This window comes from Curvibacter sp. Hmag1.1, assembly GCF_059769165.1.
The window spans coordinates 471,986-488,823 of sequence record NZ_JBMBGX010000002.1; the positions used below are offsets into that span (position 1 = coordinate 471,986).

Annotated in this window: 15 protein-coding genes; 9 read left to right on the top strand and 6 right to left on the bottom strand. The window is 59.7% G+C overall.

The window, feature by feature from the left end:
• The first annotated feature begins 42 nt into the window (after window positions 1-42).
• The gene (locus ACOAP0_RS02670; protein WP_498375700.1) at window positions 43-885 is read left to right on the top strand and encodes a shikimate dehydrogenase; all 843 of its coding nucleotides are present in this window, start codon (window positions 43-45) and stop codon (window positions 883-885) included.
• 34 nt (window positions 886-919) lie between these two features.
• Here ACOAP0_RS02670 and ACOAP0_RS02675 read toward each other — a convergent pair whose 3' ends face one another.
• A complete protein-coding gene (locus ACOAP0_RS02675) occupies window positions 920-1,207 on the bottom strand; it encodes a late competence development ComFB family protein (RefSeq protein ID WP_498375699.1) in 288 nt (95 codons plus the stop codon).
• Between the two features lie 260 nt (window positions 1,208-1,467).
• On the opposite strand from ACOAP0_RS02675, the gene ACOAP0_RS02680 reads away from it, so the two are divergent.
• The 8 genes from ACOAP0_RS02680 to ACOAP0_RS02715 all read left to right on the top strand — a co-directional run bounded on the left by ACOAP0_RS02680 (window position 1,468) and on the right by ACOAP0_RS02715 (window position 10,574).
• On the top strand, window positions 1,468-1,779 hold the full coding sequence (locus ACOAP0_RS02680) for a winged helix-turn-helix transcriptional regulator (protein WP_087494372.1): 312 nt from the start codon (window positions 1,468-1,470) through the stop codon (window positions 1,777-1,779).
• Between the two features lie 145 nt (window positions 1,780-1,924).
• Window positions 1,925-2,284, top strand: a complete 360-nt coding sequence (locus ACOAP0_RS02685) for an FKBP-type peptidyl-prolyl cis-trans isomerase (protein ID WP_087494373.1) — start codon at window positions 1,925-1,927, stop codon at window positions 2,282-2,284.
• 128 nt (window positions 2,285-2,412) lie between these two features.
• Window positions 2,413-2,973, top strand: coding sequence for a nucleotide exchange factor GrpE (gene grpE / locus ACOAP0_RS02690; RefSeq protein ID WP_498375698.1), 561 nt, complete (start codon window positions 2,413-2,415; stop codon window positions 2,971-2,973).
• A gap of 123 nt (window positions 2,974-3,096) precedes the next feature.
• Window positions 3,097-5,043, top strand: a complete 1,947-nt coding sequence (gene dnaK, locus ACOAP0_RS02695) for a molecular chaperone DnaK (protein WP_087494375.1) — start codon at window positions 3,097-3,099, stop codon at window positions 5,041-5,043.
• A 91-nt stretch (window positions 5,044-5,134) separates the two neighbouring features.
• Window positions 5,135-6,265 (top strand): molecular chaperone DnaJ, encoded by a 1,131-nt coding sequence (dnaJ, locus tag ACOAP0_RS02700; RefSeq protein ID WP_498375697.1) that lies wholly within the window; start codon window positions 5,135-5,137, stop codon window positions 6,263-6,265.
• Window positions 6,266-6,373: 108 nt separating this feature from the next.
• Window positions 6,374-7,315 carry an oxygen-dependent tRNA uridine(34) hydroxylase TrhO gene (gene trhO, locus ACOAP0_RS02705; protein ID WP_498375696.1) on the top strand — a complete coding sequence of 314 codons (942 nt, stop codon included), beginning with the start codon at window positions 6,374-6,376 and terminating at the stop codon, window positions 7,313-7,315.
• 18 nt (window positions 7,316-7,333) lie between these two features.
• Window positions 7,334-7,984, top strand: a complete 651-nt coding sequence (locus tag ACOAP0_RS02710) for a glutathione S-transferase (protein ID WP_498375695.1) — start codon at window positions 7,334-7,336, stop codon at window positions 7,982-7,984.
• A 190-nt stretch (window positions 7,985-8,174) separates the two neighbouring features.
• The gene (locus ACOAP0_RS02715; RefSeq protein WP_498375694.1) at window positions 8,175-10,574 is read left to right on the top strand and encodes a DUF1631 family protein; all 2,400 of its coding nucleotides are present in this window, start codon (window positions 8,175-8,177) and stop codon (window positions 10,572-10,574) included.
• A gap of 98 nt (window positions 10,575-10,672) precedes the next feature.
• On the opposite strand, the gene ACOAP0_RS02720 is transcribed toward ACOAP0_RS02715, so the two are convergent.
• The 5 genes from ACOAP0_RS02720 to ACOAP0_RS02740 all read right to left on the bottom strand — a co-directional run bounded on the left by ACOAP0_RS02720 (window position 10,673) and on the right by ACOAP0_RS02740 (window position 16,831).
• Window positions 10,673-11,638 carry an NAD(P)H-dependent flavin oxidoreductase gene (locus tag ACOAP0_RS02720; RefSeq protein ID WP_498375693.1) on the bottom strand — a complete coding sequence of 322 codons (966 nt, stop codon included), beginning with the start codon at window positions 11,636-11,638 and terminating at the stop codon, window positions 10,673-10,675.
• Between the two features lie 114 nt (window positions 11,639-11,752).
• Window positions 11,753-13,543 carry an acyl-CoA dehydrogenase gene (locus tag ACOAP0_RS02725; protein WP_498375692.1) on the bottom strand — a complete coding sequence of 597 codons (1,791 nt, stop codon included), beginning with the start codon at window positions 13,541-13,543 and terminating at the stop codon, window positions 11,753-11,755.
• Window positions 13,544-13,642: 99 nt separating this feature from the next.
• Window positions 13,643-14,575, bottom strand: a complete 933-nt coding sequence (locus tag ACOAP0_RS02730; RefSeq protein WP_498375691.1) for an electron transfer flavoprotein subunit alpha/FixB family protein — start codon at window positions 14,573-14,575, stop codon at window positions 13,643-13,645.
• 2 nt (window positions 14,576-14,577) lie between these two features.
• Complete coding sequence (locus ACOAP0_RS02735; RefSeq protein ID WP_498375690.1) at window positions 14,578-15,327, bottom strand: electron transfer flavoprotein subunit beta/FixA family protein; 750 nt, start codon at window positions 15,325-15,327, stop codon at window positions 14,578-14,580.
• A 217-nt stretch (window positions 15,328-15,544) separates the two neighbouring features.
• Window positions 15,545-16,831, bottom strand: a complete 1,287-nt coding sequence (locus ACOAP0_RS02740; protein ID WP_498375689.1) for a mechanosensitive ion channel family protein — start codon at window positions 16,829-16,831, stop codon at window positions 15,545-15,547.
• Window positions 16,832-16,838 lie beyond the last annotated feature (7 nt).

Below are 16,838 nucleotides of genomic sequence, written 5' to 3' on the forward strand. Positions count from 1 at the left end.
TTTTGATAGTACCGATTTCACTTCCCGTTTATCCGACCTGTTATGGCTAACGATCAACCGTACCGGCTTGCCGGTGTCATGGGCTGGCCTGTGGCCCACTCCCGCTCACCCGTCATTCACAGCCACTGGATCGCTGAACACGGCCTGCGCGGTGCCTACGTGCTCCTGCCCGTGCAACCCGAGAAGCTGGAGCAAGCCCTACGCGCCCTGCCCGTTCTCGGTATTGCGGGATGCAACCTGACCATCCCCCACAAAGTGGACGCGATGAACATCGTCGACCACGTGGATGCTTTGGGGCAGCGAATCGGAGCGGTAAACACCATCGTGGTGAACGCGGACGGCAGCTTGAGCGGGCGTAACACCGACGCGTTTGGCTTTATCCAGAGTCTGTACGAGGCCGGCAGCAGTTGGAAGCCGGCTGATGGGCCCGCTTGCGTGGTGGGCGCCGGTGGTGCTGCACGCGCCGTGATCGTCGGCCTGCTGGATGAAGGTGTGCCGGTCATTCGCCTGACCAACCGCAGCGACCACAAAGCGGTGGACATGGCACAAGAGTTCGGCCCCCGCGTGGCAGCCGTACCGTGGTCTGAACGACACGATGCTTTGGCCGGTACAGCCCTGTTGGTGAACACCACCAACCAGGGCATGCATGGTCAACCGGCGCTGGACCTGCGTTTGGACGCTTTGCCCGAGTCTGCGCTCGTATCAGACATTGTGTATGTGCCGCTGGAGACCCCGCTGCTGGCAGCCGCTGCTGCGAGAGGTAACCCCACGGTGAGTGGCTTGGGGATGCTTTTGCACCAGGCACGCCCGGCCTTTGAGGCTTGGTTCGGCCAGTTACCCTCGGTGAGCGCCGCGCTGCTGCAAAAAGTGCTGGCGACTTTCTAGGATGAGGGCAAGGCGCCAGCCTTGCCCTCGGAATTTACGCCTCAGGTGCCGTCTTGGCGCTGCGCTCGCCCACGAAGCGAAACGCAAAAGAAAGCACTTCTTCGAGGGACAGCTCGATCGCCTGGCGCTCCTGTTCAGTCAGGTAGAACATCATGTCCACATCGTGACGGACATATCGGGCCGGCAGGCGGTTCAAGGCAACACAAGACACGTCGGCCAGCATGTCATTGGTGAACTCCGGGTACAGGGCTGCACGCTGCACCACCTCTTCAAACACCAGCCGCTCGTAGTAGTTGTGAACCTGTTCAAAGTTGAAAGTCATGGTGCGGCTGCCTCCGGAAAAGTCGATCACGCGATGCTAACCGGCAACCATAGCACCCGAGTCGATGAGTGACAAGTACAGACACGACATAAACGCCACTTCGGCAATTTGTAGGGGTGACGCCCTGTTTACATGCGTTAACAGCTATGAAACTTGTAGCAGCCGAAAAACTGCGCTATAGTTTCCCCTCGATTTCGATTTGGTGGCCCGACGCCGCCGAACCGACGGAACCAAAAGTACCAACAACAAAGGGCAAGGTAATGAGTGCAAAAGAAACGGTCGCAGTGGGACAACTGTTGGAATTGCTGGAATCCCGTTATGCGATACGCGTTTTGTGGGCCTTGCGCGACGGCCATGCCCAGACCTTCCGCCTTTTGCAGGACAGCGTTGGCGGCATCACCCCCAACACCCTGAACACCCGTATCAAGGAACTGCGCGAAGCAGGCCTCCTCACCCACGGCTCCGATGGCTACGTGGTCACCGCCGCAGGCGCTGACTTGCTCAAGCGTTTGGGCGACCTGCAGGCGTTTGCCGTGAAGTGGTCGACCGCACAAGCCAAAAAGACCAAATAAACCCCGCCCGGCCGCATCGCGGCCTGTGCACCACAGGACAGGCTATGCCTGTCTTTTTTTTGCGTGGGGCATAATTTAGGGTTTTTCCGGCCGCCGGCGCCCATCGCGCATGCGCGGCCAGCTCCTATTTTTATAGCAAAAGGATGTGACTATGCCTACTACTGCCAGCGGACTCCAGTTTGAAGACACGATTGAAGGTACCGGCGACGAAGCTAAAAAAGGCCAAAGCGTGACCGTGCACTACACCGGTTGGCTGTACAACGATGGCGTTCAAGGTGCCAAGTTCGACTCCAGCAAAGACCGCAACGATCCGTTCGTGTTCCACCTGGGCGCCGGCATGGTGATCCGCGGTTGGGACGAAGGCGTGGCCGGCATGAAGGTCGGCGGTGCCCGCACCCTGATCATCCCCGCAGCATTGGGCTACGGCTCCCGGGGCGCAGGTGGCGTGATCCCTCCCAATGCCACCCTGAAATTCGATGTGGAGTTGCTGGGCGTTCGCGGCTAATCCCGCCAACTTCTGCCTGCTTCAGTGAATTTGACCGGATATCGCAAAGATATCCGGCTAGACCCCCTTGAAAACATGGTTATGCGTCGCCATTTAGGGCGCAATCGCATTCAACCGGATTGAACCGTATGTCAGATACCCCAAGCACCCCCAGCACCCCGGCCACAGACGCCCCCCAAAGCCCCGAAGAAATTCTGGCGGCTGCGGCTGCCAACGAAGTCGACGCGCTGACCGCCGCGCAGGCTGAGCTGGCTACCCTGAAAGCCAAGAGCGCCGAACTGGCCGACCAGTTCTTGCGCGCCAAAGCCGAAGCCGAAAACGCCCGCCGCCGCGCAGAGGACGAAATCTCCAAAGCCCGCAAGTTTGCCGTGGAAAGCTTTGCTGAGAGCATGCTGCCCGTGGCTGACAGCCTGGAAGCCGGTCTGGTAATCAAAGACGCTAGCCCCGAGCAGATCCGCGAAGGCGCCCAAGCCACCCTGCGCCAATTGGTCGCGGCTCTTGAGCGCAACAAAGTGATCGCCATTGCACCAGCTGCCGGCACCAAGTTCGACCCGCATCAGCACCAGGCTATCAGCGTGGTGCCTTCCGAGCAGGAAGCCAACACCGTGGTCAATGTGCTGCAAAAGGGATATTCCATCGCCGACCGCGTGTTGCGCCCGGCCTTGGTCACCGTGTCTGCACCCAAGTAAGTGCGACAGCGCACAACCAGCTGACCGGATTGATCGTATTTTTTGAGCTTGTGGGCCCTTGAAACGTTTTGAGTAGCCCACACCTTATCCACATCTGAATTTTTAGAGTTTTAGGAGTACACCATGGGAAGAATCATCGGCATTGACTTGGGAACCACCAACAGCTGCGTCGCTGTGATGGAAGGCAACACGCCCAAAGTGATCGAAAACGCCGAAGGCGCACGTACCACCCCGTCCATCATTGCGTACCAGGAAGACGGTGAAGTATTGGTGGGCGCATCCGCCAAGCGCCAGGCCGTGACCAACCCCAAAAATACCCTGTACGCGGTGAAGCGCCTGATCGGCCGCAAGTTCACTGAAAAAGAAGTCCAGAAAGACATCGACCTGATGCCCTACACCATTGCCGCTGCCGATAACGGCGACGCATGGGTGGAAGTACGTGGCAACAAGCTGGCGCCCCAGCAAGTCAGCGCTGACGTGCTGCGCAAGATGAAGAAGACCGCCGAAGACTACCTCGGCGAAGAAGTCACCGAGGCCGTGATCACTGTGCCTGCGTACTTCAACGACGCACAGCGCCAAGCCACCAAGGATGCTGGCCGCATTGCCGGTCTGGACGTCAAGCGCATCATCAACGAGCCTACCGCGGCTGCATTGGCATTCGGTATGGACAAGAATGAAAAGGGCGACCGCAAGATCGCCGTGTACGACTTGGGTGGCGGCACGTTTGACGTGTCCATCATCGAAATCGCAGACGTCGATGGTGAAAAGCAGTTCGAAGTGTTGTCCACCAACGGCGACACCTTCCTGGGCGGTGAAGACTTTGACCAGCGCGTGATCGACTTCATCATCACCGAGTTCAAGAAAGAACAAGGCGTCGACCTGTCCAAGGACGTGCTGGCCCTGCAACGCCTGAAGGAAGCCGCTGAAAAGGCCAAGATCGAACTCTCCAGCAGCTCGCAAACCGACATCAACCTGCCCTACATCACCGCAGATGCGTCCGGTCCCAAGCACCTGAACATCAAGCTGACCCGCGCCAAGCTGGAGTCCCTGGTGGAAGAGCTGATCGAGCGCACCATTGCGCCTATCCGCACCGCCCTGAAGGACGCTGGCGTATCTGCATCCGACATCCACGACGTGATTCTGGTCGGCGGCATGACCCGCATGCCCAAGGTACAAGAAAAGGTCAAGGAATTGTTTGGCAAAGAGCCTCGCAAGGACGTGAACCCGGATGAAGCCGTGGCTGTGGGTGCTGCCATCCAGGGTCAAGTTTTGTCTGGCGACCGCAAGGACGTGCTGCTGTTGGACGTGACTCCCCTGTCCCTGGGTATCGAAACCCTGGGCGGTGTCATGACCAAGATGATCACCAAGAACACCACCATCCCGACCAAGTTCGCGCAAACCTTCTCGACAGCAGAAGACAACCAGCCTGCCGTGACCATCAAGGTGTTCCAGGGTGAGCGCGAAATCGCGGCGGTGAACAAGATGCTGGGCGAATTCAACCTCGAAGGCATCCCACCCGCAGCACGGGGCACTCCCCAGATCGAAGTGTCTTTTGACATTGACGCCAACGGCATCTTGCACGTGGGCGCCAAGGACAAGGGCACCGGCAAGGAAAACAAGATCACCATCAAGGCCAACTCCGGCTTGTCGGAAGAAGAAATTCAGCAAATGGTGAAGGACGCCGAGCTGAACGCCGCTGACGACAAGAAGAAGCTTGAACTGGTACAAGCCCGTAACGAAGCTGAAGCCAACGCCCACAGCGTGAAGAAGAGCCTGGGCGAATACGGCGACAAGCTTGACGCCGGCGAGAAGGAAAAGATCGAAGCGGCCATCAAGGACGTGGAAGACAGCCTGAAGTCCGACGACAAGGACGCCATCAAAGCCAAAAGCGAAGCGCTGATGGCAGCAAGCCAGAAGCTGGGCGAGAAGATGTACGCTGACATGCAAGCCAAGCAAGCCGCTGAAGGCGGTGAGCAGCCTGCTGCCGCGGAACAAAGCGCACAGGGATCCAAACCGGCGGACGATGACAACATCGTGGACGCTGAAGTCAAAGAAGTGAAAAAAGGCTAAGCTGGCACATTAGCGCAGCACAAAGATGCCGCGTTGAACGCCAATCGGGGTTCAACGCGGCTTTTCTGTTGTAACCAGGCAAAAGAGACACATGGCCAAACGCGACTATTACGAAATTCTGGGCGTCGGAAAGACTGCCACGGAAGAAGAGATCAAAAAGGCCTATCGCAAACTGGCGATGAAACACCACCCTGACCGCAATCAGGGCGATGCCGCCAAAGCCGCTGAAGAGAAATTCAAAGAGGCCAAAGAGGCCTACGAGATGCTCTCTGACGCCCAGAAGCGCGCAGCCTATGACCAGTATGGCCACGCCGGCGTGGATCCCAACCGGGGTGGCGGCGGCGGTGAGGGCTATGGCGGTTTTGCTGAAGCCTTCGGAGACATCTTCGGCGACATGTTCGGCCAGCAGCGCGGCGGTGCAAGGGGTGGACGTCAGGTCTACCGTGGCAGCGACTTGAGCTATGCCATGGAAGTCACGCTGGAAGAAGCGGCACGCGGCAAAGACGCCCAAATCCGCATCCCCAGCTGGGACAACTGCGACACCTGCAAAGGCACCGGCGCCAAGCCCGGCACCCAGGTCAAGACCTGTGGCACCTGCAACGGTGCCGGCTCCGTGCAGATGCGCCAAGGCTTCTTCAGCGTGCAGCAGACCTGCCCCACCTGCCGTGGAAACGGCAAGGTCATCCCCGACCCCTGCAATGCATGCAGTGGCCAGGGCAAGATCAAGCGCCAGAAAACCCTGGAAGTCAAAATCCCGGCGGGTATCGACGGCGGCATGCGCATCCGCAGCGCGGGCAACGGCGAACCCGGCACCAATGGTGGCCCGCCCGGCGACCTGTACATCGAGATCCGGCTCAAGAAGCACGACATTTTTGAGCGCGATGGCGATGACATCCATTGCTCGGTGCCCATCAGCTTCATCACCGCTGCTTTGGGTGGCGAAATCGATGTGCCGACGCTGGCGGGCAAAGCAGCGATCGACATCCCCGAAGGCACCCAGACCGGCAAGCAGTTCCGACTGCGCGGCAAGGGTATCAAGGGTGTGCACTCCAGCTACCCCGGCGACCTCTATTGCCACATCACCGTGGAAACACCGGTCAAGCTCACGGAGCATCAGCGCAAGCTGCTCAAGGAGCTGGATGAATCGTTCAAAAAAGGCGGCAGCAAACACTCGCCGTCCGGTGACAGCTGGACCGATCGTTTGAAGAGCTTTTTCAGCTGATTCTCAAGTCCGGAGGGCTTGCCCCCCAGCCTGAAATCAAGCCGCCGGCACTCCCCAGTCCGGCGGCTTTTGTTATGGTGAGATCGCCTCTGAAGGCACAATGACGACATGTCCCAACCCGTTTACCTGACCGCCGCTTTTTACAAGTTTGTTGACCTGCCAGACTACGCCGAGCGCAAGGCGGCCCTGCTGGCGTTTTGTGAAAGCCGCAAGGTCAAAGGCATGATTCTGCTGGCCCGTGAAGGCATCAACAGCACGATTGCAGGCATGCCGGACGATGTCCATGCCGTCTTGGCTTACCTGCGTGCGGACCCACTGCTGGCCGATCTTCAGCACAAAGAATCTTTCTCTGAAAAAGCCCCCTTCTACCGGATGAAAGTGCGCTTGAAAAAAGAGATTGTCACCATGCAGGTGCCCGGCATCAGCCCCACCAAAATGGCCGGCACCTATGTCAAGCCGGAAGACTGGAACGCCTTGATCTCCGACCCCGATGTCGTGGTCGTGGACACCCGCAACGACTACGAGGTGGAGATCGGCACCTTTACGGGCGCCATTGATCCCCGCATCAAGAGCTTTGCAGAATTGCCCGCGTGGGTCGAGCAATCCGAGCTGCTGGGGCGCTCCGGCAAGAAGCCCAAAGTGGCCATGTTTTGCACGGGCGGTATCCGCTGCGAAAAGTCCACCGCCTACATGCGCGAGCAAGGCTATGACGAGGTCTATCACCTCGAGGGTGGCATCCTCAAGTACCTTGAAACCATTCCCCCGGAACAAAGCCTCTGGCAAGGCGAGTGCTTTGTGTTTGACGAGCGCGTCTCGGTAGGACATGGGCTGGTTCCGGGGCCGCATGGCCTGTGCCGTTCGTGCCGCTACCCTCTGGAGGCAGGTGCCACCGATTCCCCGCTGTATGAAGCCGGTGTCAGCTGCCCCCGCTGCCACGGGCACACCACCGACACGCAAAAGGCCAGCGCACGCGAACGCCAGCGCCAATGGGAACTGGCCAAGGCACGGCAACAGGTGCATATCGGCGCCGTCATGCCCCACGCGGACTGACGCTGCCGGCATGAAGCCATGACTGAGCCGGTTCTATATTCTTTCCGCCGCTGCCCCTACGCCATGCGCGCTCGCTTGGCCCTGTTGGCCAGCGGCACGCGCGTCCAGTTGCGGGAAGTGGTACTCAAGGACAAGCCTGCAGCCCTGCTGGCCGCGTCCCCTAAGGGCACCGTACCGGTCATGGTGTTGGCAGGGGGTGAAGTCATAGACCAGAGCCTGAACATCATGCTCAAAGTATTGCGTGACCATGACCCTTTGATGTGGCTGCCCGCCACAGAGGACGCACTGGCGCGCAGCCTGAATCTCATCGCCCGTTGCGATGGGGAGTTCAAACCACACCTTGACCGCTACAAATACCCGCATCGTTTCAATCTGCCTGACGGGCATGAAAATCGTGCGCAAGGCGCTATATTTTTAATAGCAATCAATGAGGTACTTAGCGTGCAGGATTTCTTGCATGGACCGCATTGGGGCTTGGCAGATGCTGCCATTGCTCCCTTCGTGCGGCAATTCGCACATACCGATGCAGTTTGGTTTTCCGCGCAACCTTGGAGCGCCCTTCAAGGCTGGTTGCAGGCCTTTGAGGCGTCTGAAACCTTTGCCCGCTGCATGCACAAAATGCCTGCCTGGAAAGATGGAGATGCGCTGACCTGGTTCCCCGCCAGCTGAGCTTTTCCGCAAAGCGGTAAGCAATTACAACTGGTTACCAGAAATCGTGGTCCGGCAAGGCCGGAGGACCTCAAACCGCCGGCCGCCCCCTGCCCTACACGGCAGGTCCGTGCGATCATTCCCACTCAGACAAAACCCAGATAAATGTGCGTGGGGGTCGGTTCCGTTACCCCCGCGCCAACGTTGGTCCATGAGCGCCTTCCAGTCATTACATACCGGCAACAGCACGCCCGAGACACGCGCCCGGGCGCAACGTCTGGTGCGCGCCATGGTCGGCAAAACGCTGGGATATTTTGAAGAACGCGACGCGGAGCAAATCAAGCATCTGCGCGGACATCTGCTGGATCTGGCGGATGGCAAAGTGCCCATGATGCACGGGCAGAACTTGCGCGCTGCTTCCATGCTGCTGGACCGCCAATCCGATCGCTTCCTCAAGAACTACCGCCTTGAGTTGCAACGGTCCTTGCATGAAGACATATCCCAGGTGTGGCCGGGCATGTCCCAGCTTTCCGCCCCAGTGCAGGCGCAAGGTCAAACTCTGGACGGCATGTCGCTCAGCCTCATTGATGTGGATGAAGTCCACCGCATCTTGTTGCTGGACCGGGTGGCTCAGCGCTTTAACAACCGGTTTGAACCCCTTTTGACCGCGCTGAGCACCAAGCTGGCTGCCCTGGTCGGGAATGAAACCGTGTCCTTGTCCGAGAACCCGTTCCGCCCCCTGGTACTGCTCAAGGGATTCATGCTGGGATGGGAGAAGAGCGAGTTGGATCCCCAAGTCACGGAACATCTTGTTGACGCGCTGGAGCCCGGTCACTTCATCGACCTCGAGCCGCTGTACGCCGACCTGAATTCCATGCTGACCCAGGCGGGTGTGCAAGCCACCACCGTGCACCGCATCCGCAAGGCGCCAAGTTCACCTTCCAATTTCGCCCCTTTGTCTGCGCCCGCACCCTTGGGAGCGGCCCATCAGGCAACTCCGACCGGAACACAAGAAAACGGCAGCCCAGTCGCAGCCGGACCATCGGCCGGGTCCGGAGCTGGGGCCGTTGCGCCTCCAAATTCCGGCAACCGCCCCGCTTGGGCCGCGTTGGCGCCCACAGGGCAGCAGATCGTTCAACAAGTACGCAACTTCCTGCAGCGCTTGGGTGTAGGCCGCTCCCCTGCGGCCGGCTCGGAAGGGTTTGAAATGTCCGGCGAGGACGGCGATGCACCGGGTCATGGTTCGAGCATCGCCATTCCGGCGGACCCCGCTTTGCTGCAATACCTGGGCGCCATGCAAGCAGGTGCAGGACGTGGCTCGCAGTTCCAGTTTTTGCAGGACGACCAGCCAGAAGGCGAACCAGCTCCGCACCGCAACGTGTTGCGCCAACTCCGGGCCCAACCCGCTTTTCAGGACGCCCAGGAGCTGGACCGCGGCACCGTGGATGCACTGGCCGAGGTGTTTGACTACGTGTTTGCGGATGGGGCTATTCCGGCAGAGCTCAAAGTCATCATCGGGCGCCTGCAGATTCCGGTGCTGCGCGCAGCCATGATGGACCGCGACTTCTTCTTGAGCACTGAACACCCGGCCCGCAAACTGGTGGACACCTTGGCGTCAGCCTCTGTCACTTGGACACCTGAAAAAGGCGAACAGGATCCTCTCTACCTGCGGATTGAAGGCACCGTTCAGCGGGTGTTGCACGAGTTTGATGACGACTTGGCACTCTTTACCGTGCTGCTGGCGGAGTTCACCGAATTCCTGTTCGAGTGCGAACAGCAGGTGGATGTGCACATTGAGCCCGTCACACAGAAAGAAAACAACCAGGAACAGCTCAACGCAGCGCTGGCCCATGCCGACGAGATCGTGCATGCACGCATTACTGCCCTGCCGGCCCATTTGCCATTGGCGCCCTTTCTCAAGCCTTTCCTTGCCATGCAGTGGCGGCAAGTGATTGCTCTGGCCTGGATGACCGAAGACAGCCATGCGGGCCACTGGAACCACACACTGGACATCATGGACCAGCTGATCTGGAGCACGCAGCCCAAAACCACCAGCGAGGAGCGGCAGAAACTCGTCGCCCTGCTGCCTGAGCTGGTCCGTACCCTGAACACGGAGCTGGACAGCATCCACTGGGATGGCGAAGACCGTGGCAACTTCACACGCCGCTTGATCGCCACCCACATGCTGGCCATCCGCATGAAGGCCGCTGCGCCCCTGGACACCCAAGGTGCGGCACTGGAAGAAAGTGCGGGCGAGGAAGCCATGCAGGCGCTGGATGAGCGGCGCGCCATCAAGCTGGCGGAGCAGGACCAGAGCCAGATGGATGAGTTCGATGCCAACGCGCAGTTGCTGACCCGTGGCGTGTGGTTTGAAAAGGTGTCTCCTGACACCCCGCCCTTCCGCTGCCGCCTGAGCTGGGTCAGCCCGATGCGTACGCGCTTTTTGTTCACCAACCGCGAAGGCTTCGACGCCTTCGTGCTGTCCGAGCGGGAAGTCGCGGCCATGCTGCGCCGCCAGGAGCTGCAGATGCTCGATCAGGCGCCTATCGTGGAACGCGCATTGAACCGGCTCATGGCAGACAACGAGCCCGAGCTGCGTCTGCAAGCCTGAGCGTCATGGGGCATTGCCAGGCCCGACGTTCCGCACTATCAAAAAAATAGCGCCTCGCGCAGAGAGCACGGGCGCTACCGGGCCAAACGTTCCAAAAATCAGACGTAATTGCGTGCCAGCAGCTCTACCTTGGCGGCTGCGTACTCCCGCTTGAGCTGGGCCACAAACTCGCATGCAGGTTGAATCTTGTCGACGGCGCCGATGCCCTGCCCGCAGCCCCAGATATCTTTCCAGGCTTTGGCCGATGCGCCACCAAAGTTCATCTTGCTCGGGTCGCTCTCCGGCAGACTGGCAGGGTCCAGGCCCGCCGCGCGGATGCTGGGCGCCAGGTAGTTGCCGTGCACACCGGTGAAGAGGTTGCTATACACAATCTCATCCGAGTTGTTGTCCACGATGGCCTGCTTGTATTCCTGCGCAGCGCGGGCTTCTTCGGTCGCAATAAAGGCCGAGCCGATGTAAGCGAAGTCTGCCCCCATGGCTTGCGCCGCCAGCACCGAGGCACCCGTGGCAATGGAGCCGGACAAGGCCAATGGGCCATCGAACCACTGGCGGATTTCCTGCACCAGGGCAAACGGGCTCTTCACACCCGCATGACCACCCGCACCTGCGGCCACGGCGATCAGGCCGTCCGCGCCTTTTTCAATCGCTTTGTGCGCGTGCTTGTTGTTGATGATGTCATGCAACACCACACCGCCGTAGGAGTGAGCTGCGGCATTGATGTCTTCGCGCGCGCCCAGCGAGGTGATGATGATCGGCACCTTGTACTTCACGCACAGAGCCATGTCGTGCTCCAGGCGGTCGTTGCTCTTGTGCACGATCTGATTGATGGCAAAAGGCGCGGCGGGCCTGTCCGGATGGGCCGCGTTGTGGGCCGCCAAAGCCTCGGTGATCTCTTTCAGCCAGTCCTCCAGCAACTCGGCCGGACGCGCATTGAGCGCCGGCATGGAGCCCACTACACCCGCAATGCATTGGGCAATCACCAGCTTCGGGTTGCTGATGATGAACAAGGGAGAGCCGATCACCGGAAATGGCAGCTTATCCAGCGGTGCAGGCAGTTTGGACATGGGGTCTCCTCGGGTACTATTTATGTGAGATATCGACTGGTAGCGCCCGCGGCATAAGCGCAAGCAGCTACCAAATCTGTAGCATCAACTTTGCCGGCATCGCCGGCAAGCCCATCAGAAAGCGTCGAGCGGCAAGGCGGTGACGCTGTCGGCACCTTCCACAATGCTGTCGCGCAGGCCACCGGCCTTGCTCAACAAGTGGTCAGCATAGAACCGCGCGGTAGTGATCTTGGCTTGCATGAACGCTACATCGTCCCCAGCGGCAATTGCCTTTTCAGCCACCAGCAGCGAGCGGGCCAATTGCCAGCCGGCCATCAAGTTGCCTGCAAGCATGAGGTACGGCACGCTACCGGCGAACACGGCATTGGGGCTGGCTTTGGTGTTGCCAGCCACGAATTCGACCACGTCAATAAACGCCAAACGGGCAGCCTTCAGGCGCTTGGCAACGGCCAACGCATGCGCGGAGCCACTGGCCAGCAAATCGGCTTCGGTCGCCTCCACTTGGCCGGCAATACCCTTGGCAATCTGGCCACCGTCGCGGGAGGTCTTGCGCCCCACGAGGTCATTGGCCTGAATGGCAGTGGTGCCCTCGTAAATGGTGAGGATCTTGGCATCACGGTAGTACTGGGCCGCGCCGGTTTCTTCGATGAAACCCATGCCACCGTGCACCTGTACCCCCAGCGAAGTGACTTCCAGGCTCATCTCGGTGCTGTAGCCTTTGACCAGCGGCACCATGAACTCATAGAAGGCCTGGTTCTGCTTGCGGGCTTCTGCATCAGTGTGGTGGTGCGCTGCGTCGTAGGCGCTGGCAGCTACGCTGGCCAACGCTCGGCAGCCTTCGGTGTAAGCGCGCATGGTCATCAACATGCGGCGCACATCAGGGTGGTGAATGATGGGGGCGCTGCCGGGTGTAGATCCATCCACCGGGCGGCTTTGCACGCGGTCTTTGGAGAATTGCACCGCCTTTTGGTAAGCGCGCTCGGCAATCGCAATGCCCTGCACACCCACGCCATAGCGGGCCGCGTTCATCATGATGAACATGTACTCCAGCCCCCGGTTTTCCTGTCCCACGAGGTAGCCAATGGCACCACCGTTGTCGCCGTACTGCAGCACTGCAGTCGGGCTGGCTTTGATGCCCATCTTGTGCTCGATGGAGACGCAATGCACATCGTTGCGGGCGCCCAAAGACCCGTCTTTGTTCACCATGAATTTGGGCACCACAAACAGGCTGATGCCTTTGACGCCCTCAGGCGCGCCGCTCACACGGGCCAGCACCAGGTGGACGATGTTCTCGGCCATATCGTGCTCACCCCAGGTGATGAAGATTTTGGTACCGAAGACTTTGTAAGTGCCGTCCGGCTGGGGCTCAGCGCGGCTGCGAACCAGGGCCAGATCAGAACCTGCTTGAGGCTCGGTCAGATTCATGGTGCCTGTCCATTTGCCGCTCACCAGGTTTTCGAGGTAGGTGGCTTTGAGTTCATCAGACCCGGCTGTCAGCAAAGCCTCGATGGCACCGTCCGACAACAGAGGGCACAAGGCAAAGCTCATGTTGGCGCTGTTGACCATTTCGCCGCAGGCGGCGCCAATGGTTTTGGGCAGGCCCTGACCGCCGAAGTCAGTGGGGTGCTGCAGGCCTTGCCAGCCACCGTCGGTGAATTGCTTGAACGCATCCTTGAAACCCGGAGTGGCGGTGACCACGCCGTCTTTCAGGCTGGAGGGGTTTTTGTCACCTTCCCAGTTCAAGGGCGCCAATACGCCTTCGGTGAACTTGGCGGACTCTTCCAGCACGGCCTGGGCGGTGTCGAGGCCGGCATCCTCAAAGCCGGGCAGTTGGGCGATCTGTTCGATGTTGGCCAGGTGCTGAATATTGAACAGCATGTCCTTGACGGGGGCGACGTAACTCATGGTGAGTCTCCAGTTATTGTGGGGGTTACAGACAGGGTAGGTAACGGGCTGGACCAAAAAAAAGGGCACCGCGCGCGATGCCCCTTTTTCGGACCGGCATCAGAGTGCCGCAATCAGTTCCGGCACCGCAGTGAAGAGGTCGGCTTCCAGACCGAAATCCGCCACGCTGAAAATGGGGGCTTCAGGGTCCTTGTTGATGGCGACGATGACCTTGGAATCCTTCATGCCGGCCAAGTGCTGGATGGCACCGCTGATACCGCAAGCCACATACAGCTGGGGTGCCACGATCTTGCCGGTCTGGCCCACTTGCCAGTCGTTGGGCGCGTAACCCGCGTCCACTGCGGCGCGGGATGCACCCAAGGCAGCACCCAGCTTGTCTGCCAGGGGCGTCATGACCTCAGTGAACTTTTCAGAAGAGCCCAGCGCACGACCACCGGAAACGATGATCTTGGCAGCTGTCAGCTCAGGGCGGTCGTTCTTGGCAATTTCGGAGCCCACAAAAGTCACGGCAGCGCTGGTGGCTGAAGCTGTCACGGTCTCTACCGCTGCACTGCCACCTGTGGCCACTGCGGGGTCGAAACCGGTGGTGCGCACGGTCAACACTTTCACGGCGTCAGTGGCTTGCACAGTGGCGATGGCGTTGCCGGCATAAATGGGGCGCTCGAAGGTGTCAGCGCTCACCACTTTGGTGATGTCAGACACTTGGCCCACGTCCAGCTTGGCCGCCACACGGGGGGCGATGTTCTTGCCGGAGGCAGTGGCCGGGAAAACGATGTGGCTGTAGGCACCGGCGATAGCCAACACCTGGGCTGCCACGTTCTCGGCCAATCCATGTTCGAAAGCTGCGCTGTCGGCATGGATCACTTTGGACACACCGGCGATTTGCGCAGCAGCAGCAGCAGCGGCACCCGCATTGCTGCCGGCAACCAATACGTGCACATCGCCACCCGCTTGAGCGGCAGCAGTCACGGTGTTCAGGGTGGCACCCTTGATGGATGCGTTGTCGTGTTCGGCGATAACAAGAGCGGTCATGATCAGATTACCTTTGCAACATTCTTCAGTTTGTCCACCAGGGTCGCCACATCAGGCACCTTGATACCAGCGCTGCGCTTGGCAGGTTCAGCCACGCTCAGGGTCTTGATGCGGGGAGCCACGTTGACACCGAGATCTTCGGGCTTGAAAGTGTCGAGCTGCTTCTTCTTGGCCTTCATGATGTTGGGCAAGGTGACGTAGCGGGGCTCGTTCAGGCGCAGGTCAGTGGTAATGATGGCCGGCAGGCTCACGGCCAGGGTTTCCAGACCGCCATCCACTTCACGGGTCACGTGGGCCTTGCCGTCCACCACTTCCACCTTGGAAGCAAACGTGGCCTGAGGCAGATCAGCCAGGGCTGCCAGCATCTGGCCGGTCTGGTTGCAATCGTCGTCAATGGCTTGCTTGCCCAGGATCACGAGGCCGGGCTGCTCTTTGTCGACCAGCGCCTTGAGCAGTTTGGCCACGGCCAAGGGTTGCAGCTCTTCGGTGGTTTCCACCAGGATGCCGCGGTCGGCACCAATGGCCATGGCAGTACGCAGGGTTTCCTGGCACTGGGCCACGCCGCAGGACACCGCGATCACTTCCGTGACCACGCCCTTTTCCTTGAGGCGCACGGCTTCTTCCACGGCGATCTCGTCAAAGGGGTTCATGCTCATCTTGACGTTGGCGATGTCTACACCCGTGTTGTCCGACTTGACGCGAACCTTCACGTTGTAGTCCACCACACGTTTGACGGGTACCAGGACTTTCATTGCTGCGACTCCAGATAGTTAGAAATTTGGTCGTTTTAGTTGACGTGCACGTCAATCATCAGATTCTATGCCGGACTGCCTGCTCCCTGCGAAATGCGGGAACCGGCAAGCCGAAATAGATAAAATAGAACGACCGTGCTTTTTTGTGATTATAGCGGGGCTCGCCGGTCTGTGCAGACTTGTCCCGCTAACTTTTAGGGCGGGGACTCAGAAACCGTCAATGCGCCTTGGTGTGCACGACCCGTTGGGGGTAGGGAATGTCAATGCCGTGCTCGCGCAGGATCTTGAGAATGGCGAGGTTGATTTCTGAACGCAGATTGCCTTGCCCGTTTTCCAGATCGTCAATCCAGTAAGCCACAGAAAACTCCAACCCATCTGCCCCGAAGTTGGCCAATTGCACCGCCGGCGCCGGCTCCCGCAACACGCGCGGCTGACTCAATGCGGCCTCCAGCAGCAAGGCCATAACCTGCTCGACTTGACTGTCATAACCCACGGTCACCAACACACTCTGATTCACCTTGGGGTCTGCCAATGAGAGGTTTTCCACGCGCTGGGTAATCAGCATTTCATTCGGCACGATGGACTCGCGCCCGGTCTGGCTGCGCACCACGGTGTAGCGGGCGTTGATCTGGGTGATCTGCCCCTCAAACCCGTCGACCCGCACCACATCACCAATGCGCATGCTGCGCTCCGTCAGAATCACAAAGCCGGATACATAGTTGGCCGCCAGCTTCTGCAAGCCCAGACCGATACCCACGCCCACTGCCCCGCCCAGCACCGAGAGAGCGGTGAGATCAATGCCCACGGCTGAGAGCGCCATCATTAAACCCACGAACATCAGCACTGCGCGAACGGCATTGCTGGCCGCCTTGCGCAGCGAGAGTTCGCCGCCGGTGGCTGAGCGCAGCAAGCGGGATTCAATGCCGGCCGATATCCACAGCGTGATGATGAGCACCGCGCCCGCGGTCACCATGCCTTCGAGAATGTTGCGCACCGACAGCGTGGTTCCGCCCACCTTCCAGGTGATCAAGTCCAGCTCATTGAGAATGACAGGCAACAAGCCGCTCACCCACAGCACCATGGCCATCCAGGCGACCCATGAAATAGTCTGTTCCAAAGGCTTGATCCAGCGCGACTCCGCAAACGTCGCCTGCAAGACCTTGACCCCCACCCGGATCACCACCAGCGAGATCAACACCGGTATCACGACCCGGAATACCGCGATGATTACAAAGTGGCTCAGCAATTCCAGCGCCACATAGCCCAGGCACAAAAGCACCAAGGGGAACAAAACCCCGTCGATCACCCGCCGGCCGAACCAGATTGATTTTTCTTCCTGCTGCCCCAGCGCTTTGCGCAAAGCGGCCACCAGCCCCCAGGCGGCAAGCACGCTCACGCCCAATGCCGCCAACTCCAGCAAAACTGTCGCTTGGGTAAATGCATCCAGCCAGCCGGCAAAGTCATCTATCGGCTGAGGTGCGGGAATGTGTTTCAAAGAAGCCATCGGTTTC

Bases quoted from the DNA above. Each gene is read 5' to 3' on its own strand.
- ACOAP0_RS02670 (WP_498375700.1), top strand. From the start codon at position 43: ATGGCTAACGATCAACCGTACCGGCTTGCCGGTGTCATGGGCTGGCCT.
- ACOAP0_RS02675 (WP_498375699.1), bottom strand. From the start codon at position 1,207: ATGACTTTCAACTTTGAACAGGTTCACAACTACTACGAGCGGCTGGTG.
- ACOAP0_RS02680 (WP_087494372.1), top strand. From the start codon at position 1,468: ATGAGTGCAAAAGAAACGGTCGCAGTGGGACAACTGTTGGAATTGCTG.
- grpE (WP_498375698.1), top strand. From the start codon at position 2,413: ATGTCAGATACCCCAAGCACCCCCAGCACCCCGGCCACAGACGCCCCC.
- dnaK (WP_087494375.1), top strand. From the start codon at position 3,097: ATGGGAAGAATCATCGGCATTGACTTGGGAACCACCAACAGCTGCGTC.
- dnaJ (WP_498375697.1), top strand. From the start codon at position 5,135: ATGGCCAAACGCGACTATTACGAAATTCTGGGCGTCGGAAAGACTGCC.
- trhO (WP_498375696.1), top strand. From the start codon at position 6,374: ATGTCCCAACCCGTTTACCTGACCGCCGCTTTTTACAAGTTTGTTGAC.
- ACOAP0_RS02710 (WP_498375695.1), top strand. From the start codon at position 7,334: ATGACTGAGCCGGTTCTATATTCTTTCCGCCGCTGCCCCTACGCCATG.
- ACOAP0_RS02715 (WP_498375694.1), top strand. From the start codon at position 8,175: ATGAGCGCCTTCCAGTCATTACATACCGGCAACAGCACGCCCGAGACA.
- ACOAP0_RS02720 (WP_498375693.1), bottom strand. From the start codon at position 11,638: ATGTCCAAACTGCCTGCACCGCTGGATAAGCTGCCATTTCCGGTGATC.
- ACOAP0_RS02725 (WP_498375692.1), bottom strand. From the start codon at position 13,543: ATGAGTTACGTCGCCCCCGTCAAGGACATGCTGTTCAATATTCAGCAC.
- ACOAP0_RS02730 (WP_498375691.1), bottom strand. From the start codon at position 14,575: ATGACCGCTCTTGTTATCGCCGAACACGACAACGCATCCATCAAGGGT.
- ACOAP0_RS02735 (WP_498375690.1), bottom strand. From the start codon at position 15,327: ATGAAAGTCCTGGTACCCGTCAAACGTGTGGTGGACTACAACGTGAAG.
- ACOAP0_RS02740 (WP_498375689.1), bottom strand. From the start codon at position 16,831: ATGGCTTCTTTGAAACACATTCCCGCACCTCAGCCGATAGATGACTTT.